Annotated in this window: 17 protein-coding genes; 4 read left to right on the top strand and 13 right to left on the bottom strand. The window is 68.5% G+C overall.

Annotated features, from left to right (window positions below):
* Positions 1-226 precede the first annotated feature (226 nt).
* Entirely contained in the window at positions 227-1,075 is an 849-nt protein-coding gene (locus tag WS57_RS20755) for a MurR/RpiR family transcriptional regulator (protein ID WP_009688050.1), read from the top strand.
* A gap of 102 nt (positions 1,076-1,177) precedes the next feature.
* Here the strand turns inward: WS57_RS20755 and WS57_RS20750 are convergent, their stop codons facing one another.
* From WS57_RS20750 to WS57_RS20710, 9 genes are all read right to left on the bottom strand, one after another.
* A complete protein-coding gene (locus WS57_RS20750; RefSeq protein ID WP_144397729.1) occupies positions 1,178-1,600 on the bottom strand; it encodes a CopD family protein in 423 nt (140 codons plus the stop codon).
* A 36-nt stretch (positions 1,601-1,636) separates the two neighbouring features.
* Complete coding sequence (locus WS57_RS20745; protein ID WP_059604004.1) at positions 1,637-2,908, bottom strand: glutamate-5-semialdehyde dehydrogenase; 1,272 nt, start codon at positions 2,906-2,908, stop codon at positions 1,637-1,639.
* A 140-nt stretch (positions 2,909-3,048) separates the two neighbouring features.
* A complete protein-coding gene (gene holA / locus WS57_RS20740; RefSeq protein WP_059516733.1) occupies positions 3,049-4,143 on the bottom strand; it encodes a DNA polymerase III subunit delta in 1,095 nt (364 codons plus the stop codon).
* Positions 4,144-4,161: 18 nt separating this feature from the next.
* Complete coding sequence (gene lptE / locus WS57_RS20735) at positions 4,162-4,713, bottom strand: LPS assembly lipoprotein LptE (protein ID WP_009688045.1); 552 nt, start codon at positions 4,711-4,713, stop codon at positions 4,162-4,164.
* Between the two features lie 38 nt (positions 4,714-4,751).
* Positions 4,752-7,346 (bottom strand): leucine--tRNA ligase, encoded by a 2,595-nt coding sequence (leuS, locus tag WS57_RS20730; protein ID WP_009688044.1) that lies wholly within the window; start codon positions 7,344-7,346, stop codon positions 4,752-4,754.
* Positions 7,347-7,630: 284 nt separating this feature from the next.
* Positions 7,631-8,074, bottom strand: coding sequence for an ExbD/TolR family protein (locus tag WS57_RS20725; RefSeq protein ID WP_040126637.1), 444 nt, complete (start codon positions 8,072-8,074; stop codon positions 7,631-7,633).
* An 18-nt stretch (positions 8,075-8,092) separates the two neighbouring features.
* Positions 8,093-8,761 carry a MotA/TolQ/ExbB proton channel family protein gene (locus tag WS57_RS20720; protein ID WP_059478675.1) on the bottom strand — a complete coding sequence of 223 codons (669 nt, stop codon included), beginning with the start codon at positions 8,759-8,761 and terminating at the stop codon, positions 8,093-8,095.
* An 18-nt stretch (positions 8,762-8,779) separates the two neighbouring features.
* Positions 8,780-9,577 (bottom strand): 4-hydroxy-tetrahydrodipicolinate reductase, encoded by a 798-nt coding sequence (dapB, locus tag WS57_RS20715; protein WP_009688209.1) that lies wholly within the window; start codon positions 9,575-9,577, stop codon positions 8,780-8,782.
* Positions 9,578-9,642: 65 nt separating this feature from the next.
* Positions 9,643-10,464 carry an outer membrane protein assembly factor BamE gene (locus WS57_RS20710; protein ID WP_040126635.1) on the bottom strand — a complete coding sequence of 274 codons (822 nt, stop codon included), beginning with the start codon at positions 10,462-10,464 and terminating at the stop codon, positions 9,643-9,645.
* 142 nt (positions 10,465-10,606) lie between these two features.
* Here WS57_RS20710 and fur point away from each other — a divergent pair, with 142 nt between their 5' ends.
* The gene (gene fur, locus WS57_RS20705; RefSeq protein WP_006400349.1) at positions 10,607-11,035 is read left to right on the top strand and encodes a ferric iron uptake transcriptional regulator; all 429 of its coding nucleotides are present in this window, start codon (positions 10,607-10,609) and stop codon (positions 11,033-11,035) included.
* Positions 11,036-11,187: 152 nt separating this feature from the next.
* On the opposite strand, the gene WS57_RS20700 is transcribed toward fur, so the two are convergent.
* From WS57_RS20700 to WS57_RS20690, 3 genes are all read right to left on the bottom strand, one after another.
* Positions 11,188-11,712, bottom strand: a complete 525-nt coding sequence (locus WS57_RS20700) for an ureidoglycolate lyase (RefSeq protein WP_040128710.1) — start codon at positions 11,710-11,712, stop codon at positions 11,188-11,190.
* A gap of 14 nt (positions 11,713-11,726) precedes the next feature.
* On the bottom strand, positions 11,727-12,734 hold the full coding sequence (gene alc / locus WS57_RS20695) for an allantoicase (RefSeq protein WP_069244780.1): 1,008 nt from the start codon (positions 12,732-12,734) through the stop codon (positions 11,727-11,729).
* A 355-nt stretch (positions 12,735-13,089) separates the two neighbouring features.
* Positions 13,090-14,409, bottom strand: a complete 1,320-nt coding sequence (locus tag WS57_RS20690; protein ID WP_040126633.1) for a C4-dicarboxylate transporter DctA — start codon at positions 14,407-14,409, stop codon at positions 13,090-13,092.
* Between the two features lie 210 nt (positions 14,410-14,619).
* On the opposite strand from WS57_RS20690, the gene WS57_RS20685 reads away from it, so the two are divergent.
* Positions 14,620-15,342: a FadR/GntR family transcriptional regulator gene (locus WS57_RS20685; protein WP_080292840.1), complete on the top strand. Its 723-nt coding sequence runs from the start codon at positions 14,620-14,622 to the stop codon at positions 15,340-15,342.
* Between the two features lie 9 nt (positions 15,343-15,351).
* On the opposite strand, the gene cynR is transcribed toward WS57_RS20685, so the two are convergent.
* Positions 15,352-16,242 (bottom strand): transcriptional regulator CynR, encoded by an 891-nt coding sequence (cynR, locus tag WS57_RS20680; protein WP_069244779.1) that lies wholly within the window; start codon positions 16,240-16,242, stop codon positions 15,352-15,354.
* A gap of 309 nt (positions 16,243-16,551) precedes the next feature.
* Between cynR and WS57_RS20675 the strand changes: the two genes are divergently transcribed.
* Positions 16,552-17,751, top strand: a complete 1,200-nt coding sequence (locus WS57_RS20675) for an MFS transporter (protein WP_069244778.1) — start codon at positions 16,552-16,554, stop codon at positions 17,749-17,751.
* Positions 17,752-17,818 lie beyond the last annotated feature (67 nt).

The following is a 17,818-nucleotide window of genomic DNA, read 5'->3' as shown; positions in this document are numbered from 1 at the left end:
CGAACGAAGGCAGTCTAGTAGAAAAACTACAAGCACGCAATGCAGATCGAACCGGCTGCAATCCTCATTCCCGCTAGCATCAAGGCTATAACTAGTGAAAACCCTAATTAGCGTGACGACCATCGCGAGGAAGATCGCCTATTCCCGCTAGTATTTTCATGTAGATTTTCTACAATTCGATTGAGATACACTCGCTCATCCGAACCCGATTTCCATCTGCCGTCCCATGCTGCCCCGCATCGAAGCGATCCGCGCCGAACTCCGCCCGTCCGAGCGCAAGCTTGCCGACTACATCCTCGCCGCGCCGCGAGAGGTGCTCGACCTCGCGATGACCGAACTGTCGACGCGCGCGGGCGTCAGCCAGCCGACCATCGCGCGCTTCTGCCAGGCGCTCGGCTGCAGCGGCTTTCGCGAATTCAAGATCCGGCTCGCGCAGAGCGTCGCGCCGGGCGTGTCGTCCGTGTATCGCGACGTCGAGCCCGACGAGCCCGCGCCCGGCATCATCGGCAAGGTGTTCGACCGCACGATCGGCGCGCTGATCGAGGTGCGCAACAGCCTGTCGGCGGGCAGCGTCGCCGAGGCGATCGCGCTGTTGTCGAATGCATCGCGCATCGAGTTCTACGGTGCGGGCGGCTCGGGCATCGCCGCGCAGGACATCCAGCACAAGTTCTTCCGGCTCGGCGTACCGAGCGTCGCGTATTCGGACCCGCATACGTTCTCGATGTCGGCCGCGCTGCTCGGGCCGCAGGACGTCGTCGTCGCGATCTCGAACACGGGCCGCACGCGCGACATCGTCGACGCCGCGCGCGCGGCGCTCGCATGCGGCGCGAAAGTCGTCGCGATTACGCACAGCCATTCGCCGCTCGCGAAGCTCGCGACGGTCAGCCTCGCATCGAACATCGCCGAGGAAACCGACGTGTTCTCGCCGATGACGTCGCGGATGTCGCATCTGGCGATCGGCGACATCCTCGCGGTCGGCGTCGCGCTGTCGCGCGGCCCCGCGCTGATGGAGCGCGTCGGCCGCGCGAAGGAAGCGATCACGCGCCGCCGGATCGACGACGGCGCGAAGGACTAGCCGCCGCCGGCGTCGTATACGACAAACGGCGCCCCGAGGGACGCCGTTGCGCAATGACAGGCAAGCGGGCCGCGCCGCCGGCGGGTTCGCCGGCGCATTCGCTCAGAACGGCTTGATCACGACCAGCGCGACCGCGATCAGCATGCCGAGCACCGGCAGCTCGTTGAATACGCGATACCACTTGTCGGTGCGGCGGTTCTCGCCGCGCTCGAACACCTTCAGCAGATGCCCGCAGTACGCGTGGTAGATCACCAGCAGCAGCACGACCGTCACCTTCGCGTGGATCCAGCCCTGCCCCTGGCCGATGCCGATCACGAGCCACAGCCACAGCCCGCAGGCGAGCGCCGGCACCGCGATCATCGTCATGAAGCGGAACAGCTTGCGCGCCATCAGCAGCAGGCGCCGCACCGCAGCCGGATCGGTCTCCATCGCGAGGTTCACGTAGATGCGCGGCAGGTAGAACAGCCCCGCGAACCACGCGGCAATCAGAACGATATGGAACGTCTTGACCCAGAGCATTGCCATCGGTTGTGCGCCTCGCCTTGTGTTTTGCGTTCTGCGTTACTGGCGGCCTTCGCCGTGCCCGAGCACCACGTACTTCAGCGACGTCAGCCCTTCGAGGCCGACCGGGCCGCGCGCGTGCAGCTTGTCGTTCGAAATGCCGATTTCCGCGCCGAGGCCGAATTCGAAGCCGTCCGCGAAGCGCGTCGACGCGTTGACCATCACGCTCGCCGAATCGACTTCGCGCAGGAAGCGCATCGCACGGTCGTGATCCTCGGTAACGATCGCATCGGTGTGATGCGAGCCGTAGTGGTTGATGTGCTCGATCGCTGCGTCGAGGCCGTCGACGATCTTGATCGCGAGCACCGGCGCGAGATACTCGGTGTGCCAGTCGTCCTCGGTCGCATCGACGAGCGGGCCGATGCCGGCTTCGGCAAGCACCGCGCGCGCGGCCGCGTCGACGCGCAGTTCGACCTGCTTGTCGCGATAGACCTTGCCGAGCAGCGGCAGCACCTTCGCCGCGATGCCGCTCGCGACGAGCAGCGTCTCCATCGTGTTGCAGGTGCCGTAGCGATGCGTCTTCGCGTTGTCGCAGACGGTCAGCGCCTTGTCGAGATCCGCGCGATCGTCGACGTAGACGTGGCAGATGCCGTCGAGGTGCTTGATCATCGGCACGCGCGCCTCGTTGATCAGGCGCTCGATCAGGCTCTTGCCGCCGCGCGGCACGATCACGTCGACGTATTCGGTCATCGTGATCAGCTTGCCGACCGCCGCGCGATCGGCGGTCTCGACGACCTGCACCGCGTCCTGCGGCAGGCCGGCGGCGGCCAGCCCTTCGCCGATCAGCCTGGCGAGCGCGGTGTTCGATTCGAGCGCCTCGGAGCCGCCGCGCAGGATCGTCGCGTTGCCCGACTTCAGGCACAGCGCGGCCGCGTCGATCGTCACGTTCGGGCGCGATTCGTAGATGATGCCGATCACGCCGAGCGGCACGCGCATCTGGCCGACCTGGATCCCGCTCGGACGGAACTTCAGATTGCCGATCTCGCCGATCGGATCGGCGAGCGACGCAACCTGGCGCAGCCCTTCGACCATCGTCTTCAGCGCCTTGTCCGACAGCGTCAGGCGATCGACGAACGCCGCATCGAGCCCCTTTTCGCGGGCGCGTGCGACGTCGCGCGCATTCGCATCCTTCAGCGCCTGCGCATCGCGTTCGATCGCGTGCGCCACGGCTTCGAGCGCCGCGTTCTTCGCGGCCGTGCTGGCGCGCGCCATCGCACGGGAAGCATGCCGGGCGCGGCGGCCCAGGTCGGTCATGTACTGATCGATATCCATCATGTGACTCGAGAAGCGAGCCGCGCTCGGCGGCGTGAATTCGTGGGGAGAGCGCGGGACGGCCGTCCGGGGACGGCGGCCCCACTTTTCGAAGCATTGTATGCGGGTTGCCCGCCGCGCGCTGAAGGCCCGAACGGGACCTAACGCCGCATGCGCCCCGCGGTCGGCGGTCGCTCGCCGTGGGCGCCCGCAACCGTCATCGCGAGCTGGAACAGCCCGTCCCACGGATCGGGCGGCGGCTCGTCCTGCGTGCGGCGGCCCGGCGTGACGGCCGTGAGGCCCTTCACCTGGCGGTCGAGCTTCGCGGCAAACGCGAGCGCCTTCTCCAGCACGGCCTCGGACACGCGGTTCAGCGCGGGACCGATCAGCCGCTCGCGCGGGCCCCACACGCGGTTCTCGCGCAGCAGCGTCGCCAGCGGCTTGCCGGCGTTCGCACCGCGCTTGATCCGCAGCAGCGTGCGCAGCTCCTCGACGACGGCCCACATCACGAGCACGATCGCCTCGCCCTCGCCCTTGAGCCCGTCGATCATCCGCGCGAGCCGCGCGGCGTCGCCGGCGAGCATCGCTTCGTTCAGCTTGAACACGTCATAGCGCGCGACGTTCAGCACCGCGTCGTGCACCTGCTCGAACGACAGCGCGCCCTGCGGATAGAGCAGCCCGAGCTTCTGGATTTCCTGGTGCGCGGCGAGCAGGTTGCCCTCGACGCGCTCCGCGATGAACTGCAGCGCGCGCCGACCGTCGTCGCCGGCTGCGACGCGCTGGCCCTGCATCGCGAGCCGCTGGCCGATCCAGTTCGGCAGCTGCGCGCGGTCGACCGGATCGATCTTCAGCGCGACGCCGCCGTTCGACAGCGCGATGAACCACGCGGACTTCTGCGTCGCCGCGTCGAGACGCGGCAGCGTGACGAGCATCAGCGCATCGGGATTCGGCGTGGCCGCAAGCGTCTTCAGCGCGTCGGCGCCTTCCTTGCCGGGCTTGCCCGACGGAATGCGCAGCTCGATCAGCTGGCGCTCGCCGAACAGCGACATCGCCTGCGTCGCGCCGAGCAGCACGCTCCAGTCGAAGCCGCGCTCGACCGTATGCACCGAACGCTCGGTGAAGCCGGCCGCGCGTGCGGCCGCGCGAATGCGGTCGCACGCTTCCTGCGCGAGCAGCGGCTCGTCGCCGTACACGGTGTAGAGCCCGGCCAACCCCTTCGCGAGGTGCGGCTCCAGTGCATCAAGTCGCAATTGCATCGGTGCGTGCGGCGCAGATCAAAGCGGCGGCGGCGGCAGCGGCGCGCGCGGCGCAACGCCCGGCACCACGTCCTCCGGCGCCGGCGTCAGCGAATGCACGATTGCGAGACGCCGCATCAGCTGGTCGACCGCGTCGTTCTGCATGTCGCCGTACAGGATGTCGGCTTCCTGCGCCTTCGCGTTCGTGTACTGGTCGCTGTACGTCATCGCGCGGTTCAGCGCGATCGCGCTCGGCGGAATCAGCACGGTGCCGTCCTTGCTCGTCAGCGTGTAGTTCAGCGTATAGAACAGCGCGTATTCCTGCGCGGAACCGTACTGGTTGAGCGTCAGCGTGTTCTGGCCGCGCGATTCCCACATGCGCAGCACCGCGTCGGCGTCGTCCGGCGACTTGACGATCTTCGTGTCGCTGCCGGCCTCGACGAGTCGCGTCAGCCGCGCCGACACGGCCGCCGGTGCGCCGGCGATCAGCAGGCGCTTGAACGCGTAGTCCTGCTGGCCGCGCAACTGGAAACCGCATGCCGACAGCGCGACCGCGCTGCCGACGAGCATCAAAAACGATCTGCGGATCACCTTCGCTCCTTCTGTGTGCACCCGACGGCCGGCGGCCGTCAGACGACGATGTTCACGAGACGGCCCGGCACGACGACGATCTTCTTCGCCGGCTTGCCTTCGCCGAACTTCGCGAACGCGTCGTCGGCGAGCGCCGCGGCCTCGATGGCCTCGCGGCTCGCGTCCTTCGCGACCTTCAGCGCGCCGCGCACCTTGCCGTTCACCTGCAGCACGAGTTCGATCTCGGCCTGCTCGAGCGCAGCCTCGTCGACCTTCGGCCAGGGCGCGTCGAGCAGCGGGCCGAATTCGTCCGCATAGCCGAGCGCCTTCCAGAGCTCGAACGTCACGTGCGGCACGACCGGATACAGCACGCGCAGCAGCACGCCGTACGTCTCGCGCAGCACGCCGGGCGTCGCGCCCTTCGCGCCGTCGATCGCGTTCAGCATCTTCATCGCGGCCGACACGACCGTGTTGTACTGCAGGCGCTGGTAGTCGAAATCGGCCTGCTTCAGCACGCTGTAGATCTCGCGGCGCAGCGCCTTGTCGGCTTCGCCGAGCGCGGCCGCGTCGAAGCCCGCGCGCGCGGCGAGCGCTTCGCGGTTCGCGTAGCCGAAGCTCCACACGCGGCGCAGGAAGCGGCTCGCGCCCTCGACGCCCGCGCCCGACCACTCGAGCTGCTGCTCGGGCGGCGCCGCAAACATCGTGAACAGGCGCGCGGTGTCGGCACCGTACTGGTCGATCAGCACCTGCGGATCGACGCCGTTGTTCTTCGACTTCGACATCTTCTCGATGCCGCCGAGCACGACCGGCTGGCCGTCCGCGTTCAGCGTCGCGCCGACCGGGCGGCCCTTGTCGTCGTGCGCGACCGTCACGTCGGCCGGGTTGTACCAGGTCTTCTTGCCGGCCGCGTCTTCGCGGTAGAACGTCTCGTTCAGCACCATCCCCTGCGTGAGCAGGTTCTTCGCCGGCTCGCTGAACTTCACGAGGCCGAGGTCGCGCATCACCTTGGTCCAGAAGCGCGAATACAGCAGGTGCAGGATCGCGTGCTCGATGCCGCCGATGTACTGGTCCATCGGCATCCAGTAGTCGGTGCGCGCGTCGACCATGGTCTCGGCGTCCGGCGCCGTGTAGCGCGAGAAGTACCACGACGAATCGACGAAGGTGTCCATCGTGTCGGTCTCGCGCTTCGCGGCCGCGCCGCACTTCGGACACGTGCAGTTCAGGAACGCTTCGGACTTCGCGAGCGGGTTGCCCGAGCCGTCCGGCACGAGGTCTTCCGGCAGCACGACGGGCAGGTCCTGCTCGGGCACCGGCACGTCGCCGCACGACGGGCAGTGGATGATCGGGATCGGCGTGCCCCAGTAGCGCTGGCGCGAAATGCCCCAGTCGCGCAGGCGCCAGGTGACCTGCTTGTCGCCGAAGCCGCCGGCCTTCAGGTCCGCCGCGACCGCGTCGACGGCCGCGCCGTACGCAAGGCCGTCGTACTTGCCGCTGTTCACGCAGACCGCGACCTCCTTGTCGCCGTACCATTCCTGCCACGCGTCGAGCGAGTAGGTCTGGCCTTCGGCCGCGATCACCTGCTTGATCGGCAGGCCGTACTTCTTCGCGAACGCGAAATCGCGCTCGTCGTGGCCCGGCACGCCCATCACCGCGCCTTCGCCGTAGCTCATCAGCACGTAGTTGCCGATCCACACCTCGACCGGCTCGCCCGTCAGCGGATGCGTGACCGAGAAGCCCGTCGCGACGCCCTTCTTCTCCATCGTCGCCATGTCGGCTTCGGCGACGCCGCCGCGCTTGCATTCGTCGATGAACGCCTGCAGCTCCGGCTTGCCCTGCGCGAGGCGCGTGGCGAGCGGGTGCTCGGCCGCGATCGCGCAGAACGTGACGCCCATGATCGTGTCGGCGCGCGTCGTGAACACGCGCAGCAGCGCCTTCTCGCCGTCGAGTTCGTACGGGAAGCCGAAGTTCACGCCGAAGCTCTTGCCGATCCAGTTCTGCTGCATGATCTTCACGCGCTCGGGCCAGCCGAGGCCGTCGAGATCGTTCAGCAGCTCATCCGCGTACTGCGTGATGCGCAGGTAGTACATCGGGATCTCGCGCTTCTCGACGAGCGCGCCCGAGCGCCAGCCGCGGCCGTCGATCACCTGCTCGTTCGCGAGCACGGTCTGGTCGACCGGATCCCAGTTCACGGTGCCCGTCTTCTTGTACGCGATGCCCTTCTCGAGCATCTTCAGGAACAGCCACTGGTTCCACTTGTAGTAGTCGGGCTTGCAGGTCGCGATCTCGCGCGACCAGTCGATCGCGAGGCCCATCGACTGCATCTGGCCCTTCATGTAGTCGATGTTGTCGTAGGTCCACTTCGCGGGCGGCACGCCGTTGGCCATCGCGGCGTTCTCGGCCGGCATCCCGAACGCGTCCCAGCCCATCGGCATCAGCGTGTTGTAGCCGTTCATCCGCAGATAGCGGTACATCACGTCGTTGATCGTGTAGTTGCGCACGTGACCCATGTGCAGCTTGCCGGACGGGTAAGGCAGCATCGACACGCAGTAGAACTTCGGCTTGTTCGCGTCTTCCTGCGTCTTGTAGGCATCGGCTGCGCGCCAGTCGCCCTGGGCGGCGGCTTCGACGTCGGCGGGTACGTATCTCTCGTGCATGGTGTGGTTCGGACTAGGCTTTAAGCGGCGCGACGACGCGCGCGGAGTGGATCGAAAGTCGTGCTGGCCCGGCGGCCGGGCAGGTTCGCGGTGGCCGCGCCTGCCCACGGTTTCCGAAGATTTTCCGGGTAACCCGGGCCATGCCCGGGCAGCCTGGAAAATTCCGGGTTACCTGAAAAGATCCGCCAACCGGGAAAAACGGTGATTATACCGTCCGCGCCGGCCCATACGGCCGGTCTCGCGGCGAGCGGCCGGATCGCGCGGCGCGCTGCCCGCCGGTCCGCTCAGCGGCTCGCCGGGGCCGCGGCGCCCGCCGGCGGCATGTCGGTCACGAAGCCGATGCGCGTGAGGCCGGCCGCCTGGGCGTCGCCCATCACCTGCGCGATCACGTCGTAGCGCGTCGCGCGCGATGCACGCAGCCGCAGCTCGGGCGGCGCGCCGCCCGCGGCGGCGGCCCGGAAGCGCGCCGGCAGCGCGTCGAGCGCGACCGGCGTGTCGTCCCAGTACAGCTTGCCCGCATCGTCGATCGACAGCGTGACGGACTGCGGCGTGTCGCGCGCGACGTTCGCCGCAACCTTCGGCAGGTCGAGCCGGATCGCGTGCGTCATCAGCGGCGCGGTGATGATGAAGATCACGAGCAGCACCAGCATCACGTCGATCAGCGGCGTCATGTTGATCTCCGCCATCGGTGCGGAAGTCTTGTGGTGCTCGAGTCCGCCGAATGCCATGGTCGCTCCTCCCGCGCGTCACGCGTCCTGCGCGCACACGAATACGTGCAGGTCGCGCGCGAAGCCGTCGAGTTCCTCGGCGAGCTGCCGCACGAGCCGCCCGAGGATGTTGTAAGCGAGCACGGCCGGAATCGCGACGACGAGCCCGAACGCGGTCATGATCAGCGCCTCGCCGACCGGCCCCGCGACGTTCTCGATCTGCGCCTGCCCGCTCGCGGCGATGCTGCCGAGCGCATGGTAGATGCCCCATACGGTGCCGAGCAGCCCGACGAACGGCGCGGTGCTGCCGATCGACGCGAGCAGCACCTGGCCGAACTCGAGGCGCCGCTGCGAGCGCAGCATCGCGTGGCGCAGCGCACGCAGCACGCGCTCGGCACGCTCGACGCGCGCGCCCAGCGCGGCTGGATCGTGCGCGTCGGCCGCATCGCGCGCGGCTTCGGCGAGCGGCACGAACACGCGCTCGCGGTCGGCGCCGCTCAGCGCCGCGATGCCGGCGTCGAGCGACGGCGCGTGCCAGAACGCCGCGAGCGCGCGCGGCCCCTGCCGCTTCGCGCGCACCAGCAGCCAGGCTTTCATCAGGAGGAAACACCAGCTGGCGACGGACATCGCCAGCAGCACATAGGCGACGGCGTGCGTGATTGCATCGCCGCTTTCGAGATAGTGGACTACGCCGGTGGGGATGGCCATCGGGGGTCCCTCATGGTGTCAGCGCAGGCCGAGCACGTCCTGCATGTCGAACAGGCCGGCACCGTGCGCCGACAGGAAATGGACCGCGCGCAGCGCGCCCTGCGCATACGATACGCGGCTCGACGACTTGTGCGTGATCTCGATGCGCTCGCCGATCCCGGCGAACAGCACGGTATGGTCGCCGACGATGTCGCCGCCGCGCACCGCCGCGAAGCCGATCGTCGACGGATCGCGCTCGCCCGTCACGCCGTGGCGGCCGTACACCGCGCAGTCGTCGAGCGAGCGGCCGAGCGCGCCGGCGACGGCCTCGCCCATCATCAGCGCGGTGCCCGACGGCGCATCGACCTTGTGACGATGGTGCGCCTCGATGATCTCGATGTCGTAGCCGTGCGAGAAGTGCTTCGCCGCGAACTCGAGCAGCTTCAGCGTGACGTTCACGCCGACGCTCATGTTCGCCGCGAACACGATGCCGATCTTGCCGGCTGCTGCCTGCAGCACGGCCTTCTGCTCGGCGGTGAAACCGGTCGTGCCGATCACGAGCTTCACGTCGTGGCGCAGCGCGGCCTCGACGTGGGCGAGCGTGCCTTCCGGGCGCGTGAAGTCAATCAGGTAGTCGGCCTGCGCGAACACCGCGTCGAGGTCGTCGGTCAGCTTGATCCCGGTTTCCTTGCCGAGGAACGCGCCGGCGTCCTGGCCGAGAAACGGCGAGCCAGCGCGGTCGAGCGCGCCGACGAGCTGCGCGTCGGAATCGTTGAGAACGGCTTCGATCAGCATCCGGCCCATTCGGCCCGACGCACCGGCAATCGCAATCTTCATGGCTTTCTACACGACAAATCTAAAGACGGGCGGCGCATGCCGCCCCGGTTCCGCACGCCGGCCCCTTACTGCGACTGGGCCGGCGCGGTGAGCGGCTGGTTCTGCAGCGTGTCCGAACCCTGCGGGCCGACCGGCGGCGCCGCTTCGTTCGACACGTTCGGCTGCGGCGGACGATGGAACTGGAACTGCGGCTGGATCGCCGGCACCGCGCCCGGCGGCTGGCCGCCCGGCACCGGTGCGCCGCCGCCGGCCTGCGCGGACGGCGTGAAGCGGCGTGCGGTCGTTCCCTGCCCCGATACCTGGTTGGTCGCGCGGTTCGCCGCGCGCGCCGCCTGCGCGTTCGCATCCTGGTCGACCACCGCCGCGGCCGACGCCGGCGCGGTGGACAGGCTCGCCGCGGCCTCCGGCGCCGATGCGCTCGCGGCCTGCGCGGCGCTCGCGGCAGCGGCTTCGGACGCCGCCCTCGCCGCTGCGGCGGCCTTCGCCTTCTTGCCGCCGCGATCGCCGTCGATGTCGGCGAGCAGGTCGAGTTCGGAAGGCAGGTTCTCGGCGCCGGTCCAGCTCGTCAGGCGGTCGCCCGAGAAGGTCAGCACGAGGTCGCGCTGCTGGACGACTGCCGTCGAGCCGCGCTTGAAGTAGAACAGGTAATCCCAGCGGTCGGCGTGGAACATGTCGGTCAGCAGCGGCGTGCCGAGCAGCGCGCGAACCTGCTCGCGCGTCATCCCGGCCTGCAGCTGCGCGGCCTTCTCCTGCGACACGAAGTTGCCCTGCACGACGGTGATCCGATAGGGGGTGATGCTCTGCGCGATGCGCTGCGTCACGCTGTCGTACGACGAACAACCAGCCAGCGCGGCAACGGCGGCGGCAGCGATGATGGCACTCCGCATGCGGCTCCTCTGAAAGTGCGAAAGAGATTCTGGAATCATTTCCCTCACCGTGCTGGCCCGCCTCGCAGGCCGCGCGTGTTTCTGGAACGGCGAAAAGCCGGTAACATTGAAGCCCTGCATTGTACTCTAGGGACGCCTAGCCATGACCAATCCGACGGATCTCAAGAATATCGGGCTAAAGGCCACCCTACCGCGCCTCAAGATTCTCGAGATCTTCCAGCAAAGCCCGGTGCGGCACCTGACCGCCGAAGACGTCTACCGCAACCTGCTCAACGAGCAGCTCGACATCGGGCTTGCCACCGTCTATCGCGTGCTCACGCAGTTCGAGCAGGCCGGGCTGCTGTCGCGCAGCAACTTCGAATCGGGCAAGGCCGTGTTCGAGCTGAACGAAGGTTCGCACCACGACCACCTCGTCTGCCTCGACTGCGGCCGCGTCGAGGAGTTCTTCGACGCCGAGATCGAAAGCCGCCAGCAGGCGATCGCGAAGGAGCGCGGCTTCCGGCTCCAGGAGCATTCGCTCGCGATGTACGGTTCCTGCACGACCGAGAACTGCCCGCACCGCAAGCACTGATCCGCGCATCTGCATTGCGCAGACGGCCCGGCCGGCATCTCGCCGTCCGGGCCGTCTTCTTTTCGGGATGACGCCCGCGAGGGTCGGTTCGGGCGGGCTTTCGGAAACCCTTCGACCCCGCCCATACCGCTTCGGTCAGCGCGGCGCGCGTCTCAGGCCGCGCTCGCGCAGGCCGGCTCGAATTCGAGCGCCCATGCGCCGTCGAGCGGGATCTCGTCGCAGTTCGGCTGCGGGCCGCCGCGATCGACGATCACGAAGTCGCTGACCGCGTCGAGCGCGAGCAGCGGATGGTGCCAGACGCCTTTCGCATAGTTCACGCCCTGCCAGCCTTCGGCGAGGAACGCGCGCATTGCGTCGGGCCGGAACTCGCCGGCCGGCGCGACGACGATCGCATAGCGCGACACGGCGGCGAGCGGAATGAAGGCCTGGCTGCCGTGCGGGTGGCGCTCCATCAGCGTGATCGCGACCGGCAGCGTGCGCGGCTGCGCGCGGAACACGCTGACGAGCGGCCGGCCGCCGTCCGCGCAGACGTCGATCGTCGCGAGATCGTGGAAGCGCTCGGTCGTGCCGCCGTTGATCGGGAAATGCCGTGCGCCTTCGAGCGCGATCACGTCGCCGAACGGCGCGAACGCATCGCGGGTCAGACGCTCGACGCGCAGGGTACGGGAATGACTCATGCCGTTGTCCTCCATCAGGCCGGTTCGCCCCACAGACGCAGGCGCGACACGCCGCCGTCCGGGAAGATGTTGAAGCGCACGTGCGTGACGGGCCCGAGCGACGCGAGCGGGTCGAACGTATGGACGCTGTCCATCGACAGTTTCTGCTCGCCGAGCAGTTCGGCCCAGAACATCGCCTGCGTGACGAGCGAATCGTCGGTGCCGCCCGCGACCTGCGCGGCCTGCAGCGAGCAGCGGTCGGGGTAGTTGCCCTTGAAGAACGCGGTGTCGACCTCGACGCGCCGGATGATGCCCGGCCGCGCGAGCGCAATGATTGCCCAGTCGTTGCCGGGTTCGCGGCGGCGGCGCGTTTCCCAGCCGTCGCCCATGTTCGCGCCGCGCCCGGGCATCAGCATCTGCGCTGCCGCGCCGAAGTGCTGGTTGTTCGCGGCCACCAGGTAGCCGCCGTTCTCGGTCGCCGCGAGATCGACCAGTTCGCCGTGCGGCACGCGGCTCCAGTCGCGCTGCGGCTGCCCGTACACGCGCAGGCGCGCGAGGCCGCCGTCCGGATACAGGTTCACGCGCAGATGCGTGTACGGGCGCGGATCGACGACCTCGACATAGTGATGCGCATTGCCCTGCAGCGTCGTCGCGGGCACGATCGTGCGCCATTCGGCATCGTCGGACGGCGTGTCGGCGTCGCTGAAGCACGCCTCGATCGACGCGGCCGGCGGGAAGTTGCCGGTGAAGTGGCTGGTGTCGAGGTCGACGCCGTGGATCACGCCCGCCCGCGCGAGCCGGACCACGCAGAAGTCGTGGCCGGTCGTGCGCTTGCGGCGCGTCTCCCAGCCGTCCATCCACTTGCCGTGGTCGTCGTATTTGCCGGGGATGAAAACCGCCGGCTCCGGGTTGAGCATGCGCTCCTTCGGCGCGAAGAATTCGTCGCTGGCGAACAGCGCCTGTGCGCCGACGCGCGGATCGGCGAGGTTCATGTAGCGCCGCGTGAAGGCCGGCGCGTTCGGGTCGAGGATGGGGGCTGCCATATCGTCTCCTGTGTCGACAGGAGTTGGCGCTTTAGCGCTTACTCCTGTCCCATGTAAAGCTGTCGGTCGCAGTTAGCGCTTTAGCGCTTACTGCGACCCCATGCAAAGCTGTCGACAGGAGTTGGCGCTTTAGCGCTTACTCCTGTCCCATGCAAAGCTGTCCGCCGAAGTGAGTGCTTTGGCACTTCTTGCTCCGGCCCGCTGCAAACCTCTCGACAGGCGCTCACGCTTCGGCGCTCGCTCCCGTCTCATGTTTTGCCTTCCTGATGAAAAACCGGCCCGAAACGGACCGGCCAAAGCGATTCGATCGCGCGCGGGACCCTCCGGGGCGAGACCGCCCCGCGCGACGCGCCGCTCAGAGCGCGTGGGCCTGGTCGCCGGCGACCGGCGCCGCCTCTTCCTCCTCGGCCGGCACGTAGCGCAGTTCGCGGTTCAGCACGCGCTTCGCGCGGGCCCGGTCGATGTCGTTCTCCCACACCGCGACGACGACCGTCGCCACGCAGTTGCCGATCAGGTTGGTCAGCGCACGCGCGATGCCGACGAACCAGTCGACCGGCAGGATCAGCACGAGACCGAGCACCGGAATCGCCGGGATCGCCGACAGCGTCGCCGCGAGAATCACGATCGCCGAGCCCGGAATCCCGTGCGCGCCCTTCGACGTGATCATCGACACCAGCAGCACGACGATCAGGTCGTGGAACGACAGCGGCGTGTTGGTCGCCTGCGCGATGAACAGCACCGCCAGCGTCAGGTAGATCGAGAAGCCGTCGAGGTTGAACGAATAGCCGGTCGGGATCACGAGGCCGACGGTCGAATCCTTCACGCCCATGTATTCGAGCTTGCGCATCACCTGCGGCAGCACCGCGTCCGACGACGCCGTGCCGAGCACGATCGACAGTTCCTCGCGCAGGTAGCGGATCAGCTTGAACACCGAGAAGCCCGCCAGCCGCATCACGATGCCGAGCACGACCGTGACGAACACGAAGCAGCTCAGGTAGAACACCGCGACCAGATAGCCGAGTTGCTTGAGCGACGCGACGCCGTACTTGCCGGTCGTGAATGCGATCGCGCCGAGCACGCCGAGCGGCGCGAGCTTGATGATGAAGCCGATCACGCGGAAGAACACGTGCGACAGCTCCTCGATCAGGCTGTTCACGCGCTGCGCCTTGTCGCCGAGCAGCGACAGCGCCGAGCCGAACAGCACCGCGAACACGAGGATCTGCAGGATGTCGCCCTTCGCGAACGCGTCGATCGCGGTGTCGGGGATGATCTTCATCAGGAAGCCGGCCGTGTCCTTCAGGCTCTCGGCATTCTTCGCGTACGCGGCGAGCGACGACGCGTCGAGCGAGTTCAGGTTGATGTTCATCCCCTCGCCCGGCCGCAGCAGCCACGCGAGCAGCACGCCGATGCCGAGCGCCAGCGTCGTCATCAGCTCGAAGTAGACGACCGCCTTCAGGCCGACCCGGCCGACCTTCTTCAGGTCGCCCGCGTTGGCCATCCCGCTGACCACGACGCAGAACACGATCGGGCCGATCACCATCTTGATGAGCTTCAGAAAACCGTCACCGAGCGGTTTCAGCGACTCGGCGAAATGCGGGAAGAACGCGCCGAGCGCGACCCCGAGGACTAAGGCGATCACGACTCGACCAAACAGCGAGTTGAGGAACTTGGACACGGCGCTCTCCCGATATGGGTTGCAGTTTTCGTCTGTTCATACTGGTAAGACCAGTGATGTTATGGACGATAGTAGGAAGCCGATATAGTCCCGTCAAGAACGGTCAAAATAGGGATTTCCCGCCCCCGACGGGCCGCCGGGCGCGCCGGAAAACGGGCCGGATCGTGACTTTCCCGTAGCGGCGGGTGCACCACGCGTGTGCGGATTACAATGCCGGTCAGACCGGCCATCGTTCACATCATGAAAAACGTTCCGCACACCGTGACCGACGCCGCCATCGCGACGATCCGCGACCGGATCGAGGCAGGCGTGTATCCGGTCGGCAGCCTGCTGCCGGCCCAGCGCCAGCTCTCCGAGGAGCTGGAGATCAGCCGTGCGTCGCTGCGCGAGGCGCTGTCGACGCTCGAAGCGCTCGGGATGCTGCGCATTCGCGCCGGCAAGGGCGTGTACGTCGAGAGCGCACGGGCGACGGCCGCGCACGCATGGCAGTTCGCCGAGCAGTCGTCGCCGCCCGACACCTACCAGATGCGCTATGCGCTCGAAGGCTTCGCCGCGCGGATGGCCGCGCGCGTCGTCACCGACGACGACATCGCATGGTTCGAGGACAATCTCGCCGACCTGCACGTCGCGCTGACCGAGAACGCGCTCGACGACGCGTCGCAGCTCGACTTCGACTTCCACATGCGGATCATCCACCTGGCCGGCAACGCGGCGATCGAATCGGTGCTGCGCAGCAGCGCCGACATCATGAAGGAAAGCCAGCGCATGCCGTTCTACCGGCGCGAGCTGCTGCTGTCGACGTGGCACGAGCACCGCGCGATCGTCGACGCGCTGATCGCACGCGATGCGGCGGCCGCCGGCACCGCGATCGAAACGCATATCTCGAACGCCGCGCAACGCGCCGGCATCTTCTTCCCGACCCCGCGCGCCTGAGCGCGAACGCTACGCCGCCGGCGCGACGCGGTACGCACGCGCGCGCTCGATGAACGCGCGCGCCGCGACGCTGCGGTACGCGCCCTTGCGCGTGAGCAGCGCGGCCGTGCGCATCGGCAGCGGCGGGGCAATTTCCAGCGCGCACAGATCGCCGCTCTCGCGCGCGACCGCGTCGGGCAGCACCGTCGCGAGCCGGCCGCGCCGCACCAGTTCCAGCACCGCGCTGACCGTATTCGTCTCGACCGCGACGCGCGGCCGTGCGCCGTGCTCGACGAAGTAGCGGTCGATGCGCTCGCGCGTCGCGAACGCGGGACCCAGCAGCACCAGCGGTTCGCCGCCGAGCTCGGCCGGCGTCAGCGCGCGGCGGCGGCGCGCGAGGCGATGCGTGCGGCCCGTCACGAGCGCGAGCGATTCGTCCCACAGCGGCAGGACGTCGATGTCCGGCGAACGCGCCGGCACGAACGCGAAGCCCGCGTCGAGGCGGTCGTCGGCGAGCAATGCCTCGATGCGCTCCTGCGGCATCGCGTCGATCGTCAGCACGAGGTTCGGATGGTCCGCCTGGAACGCATCGATGAGCGAGCCGCTCAGGTAGGCCGCGAAGGTCGGCATCATCGCGAGCCGCAGCGAACCGCTGCCGAGCTCGGCGACGTCGTGCAGCGCGCGCTGCCCCGCGACGAGTTCGTGCAGCGCCGCGCGCGCATGCCGCGCATAGACCTCGCCGAACTCGGTCAGGCGCACCGTGCGGCCCGAACGGTCGAACAACGGCACGCCGAGCGTGTCCTCGAGTTGGCGCACCTGCTGCGACAGCGTCGGCTGCGACACGTGCAGCGCGTCGGCCGCGCGCGTGAAGTTGCAGTGCTCGGCAACGGCCAGGAAATAGCGGATATGGCGAAGCAGCATCGCGGTCGAGGTATTGGATTTTCCAATGGACATCATAACGAACCGGTCTTGGACGCTATGATTCGATTCCCGCATCATACGCCCAGCCGCTCCCGCGCACTGCCGCGCCGAGCGACATGCCGGGGCCCGTCCTGCCGGCGCCCGCCGTGCGACGGTCCCGCCGCCCGCCCGATCCGGGCGCCCGGCGCGATGCCGCCGGCGCGCCACACCGGTTCATCCACCGAGCGTCTTTGCCGGCCCCGATTCCAGCCAACCCGCGCAGCCGGCGTCCCGACGCCGCCGGCCGGCGCCGCTGTTTGTCCGATCCTCATGAAACCGCATCAAGACACCCACCCGCCGCTGACCCGCGCGATGACGCTGCTGTTCGCCTGCGCGTGCGGCATCGTCATCGGCAACATCTATTACGCCCAGCCGCTGCTCGCCGCGATCGCACACAGCTTCGGCCGCGCACCGGCCCAGCTCGGCTATCTGGTCACGCTGACGCAGCTCGGCTACGCGGCGAGCCTGCTGCTGATCGTGCCGCTCGGCGACGCGCTGAACCGCCACACGCTGATCGTGCGGCTGCTCGCGCTCAACGTCGTCGCGCTGGTCGCCGTGGCGCTCAGCACGAACTACGCGATGTTCGTCGCCGCGAACGTCGCGGTCGGCTTCGTCACCTGCTCGACGCAACTGCTCGTGCCGTTCGCCGCGTCGCTCGCCGATGCGCGCTCGCGCGGCCGCGCAGTCGGCACCGTGATGAGCGGTCTGCTGCTCGGCATCCTGCTCGCGCGCGTCGCAGCCGGCGCGATCGCCGACTGGTTCGGCTGGCGCGCGGTGTACGGCATCGCCGCGGTGATGGTGCTGGCGCTGACCGGCGTGCTCGCCGTGAAGCTGCCGAAGGACCGCCGCGACACGCGGCTCGACTACGCGGCGCTGATGAAGTCGCTCGGCGCGCTGGTGCGCGCGCAGCCGCTGATCGCGCTGCGCTCCGCCTACGGCGCGCTCGTGTTCGCCTGCTTCAGCCTGCTGTGGACCGGCCTCACGTTCCTGCTCAGCCAGCCGCCGTACGGCTACACGGAAGGCCGGATCGGCCTGTTCGGCGTCGTCGGCGCGGTGGGCGCGCTCGCGGCGACGTCGGCCGGGCGGCTCGTCGATCACGGGCACGGCAATGCGGCGACCGGGCTGTTCGCGGCCGCGGTGCTGGCGTCGTTCGCGCTGATCGCCGCCGGCGCGCATTCGCTCGCCGCGCTGATCGCGGGCATCCTGCTGCTCGACGTCGGCGTGCAGGGGATGCACATCTCGAACCAGAGCGTGATCTACGCACTTGCGGGCGACGCGCGCAGCCGCGTCACGACGATCTACCTGACGAGCTACTTCATCGGCGGCGCGTTCGGGTCGTTCGCCGCGAGCTTCGCGTTCGGTCTCGACGGCTGGCGCGGCGTGTGCGCGGCCGGCGCGGTGCTGGCCGGCGTGCTGATCGCGCTGTGGCTCGCGTCGCAGCGCATCGGCGCACGGCAGGTCGCGCAGTAGGCGGCTCCGCGAACGAAGCGGCACCGGGCGCCGGCCGATGCAGGAGACCGGCCCCCGGACCGCAGCC

Origin of the sequence: Burkholderia pseudomultivorans, assembly GCF_001718415.1 — a bacterium.
Taxonomy (GTDB): Bacteria; Pseudomonadota; Gammaproteobacteria; order Burkholderiales; family Burkholderiaceae; genus Burkholderia; species Burkholderia pseudomultivorans_A.
This window is presented reverse-complemented; position numbering and strand designations above follow the sequence as displayed.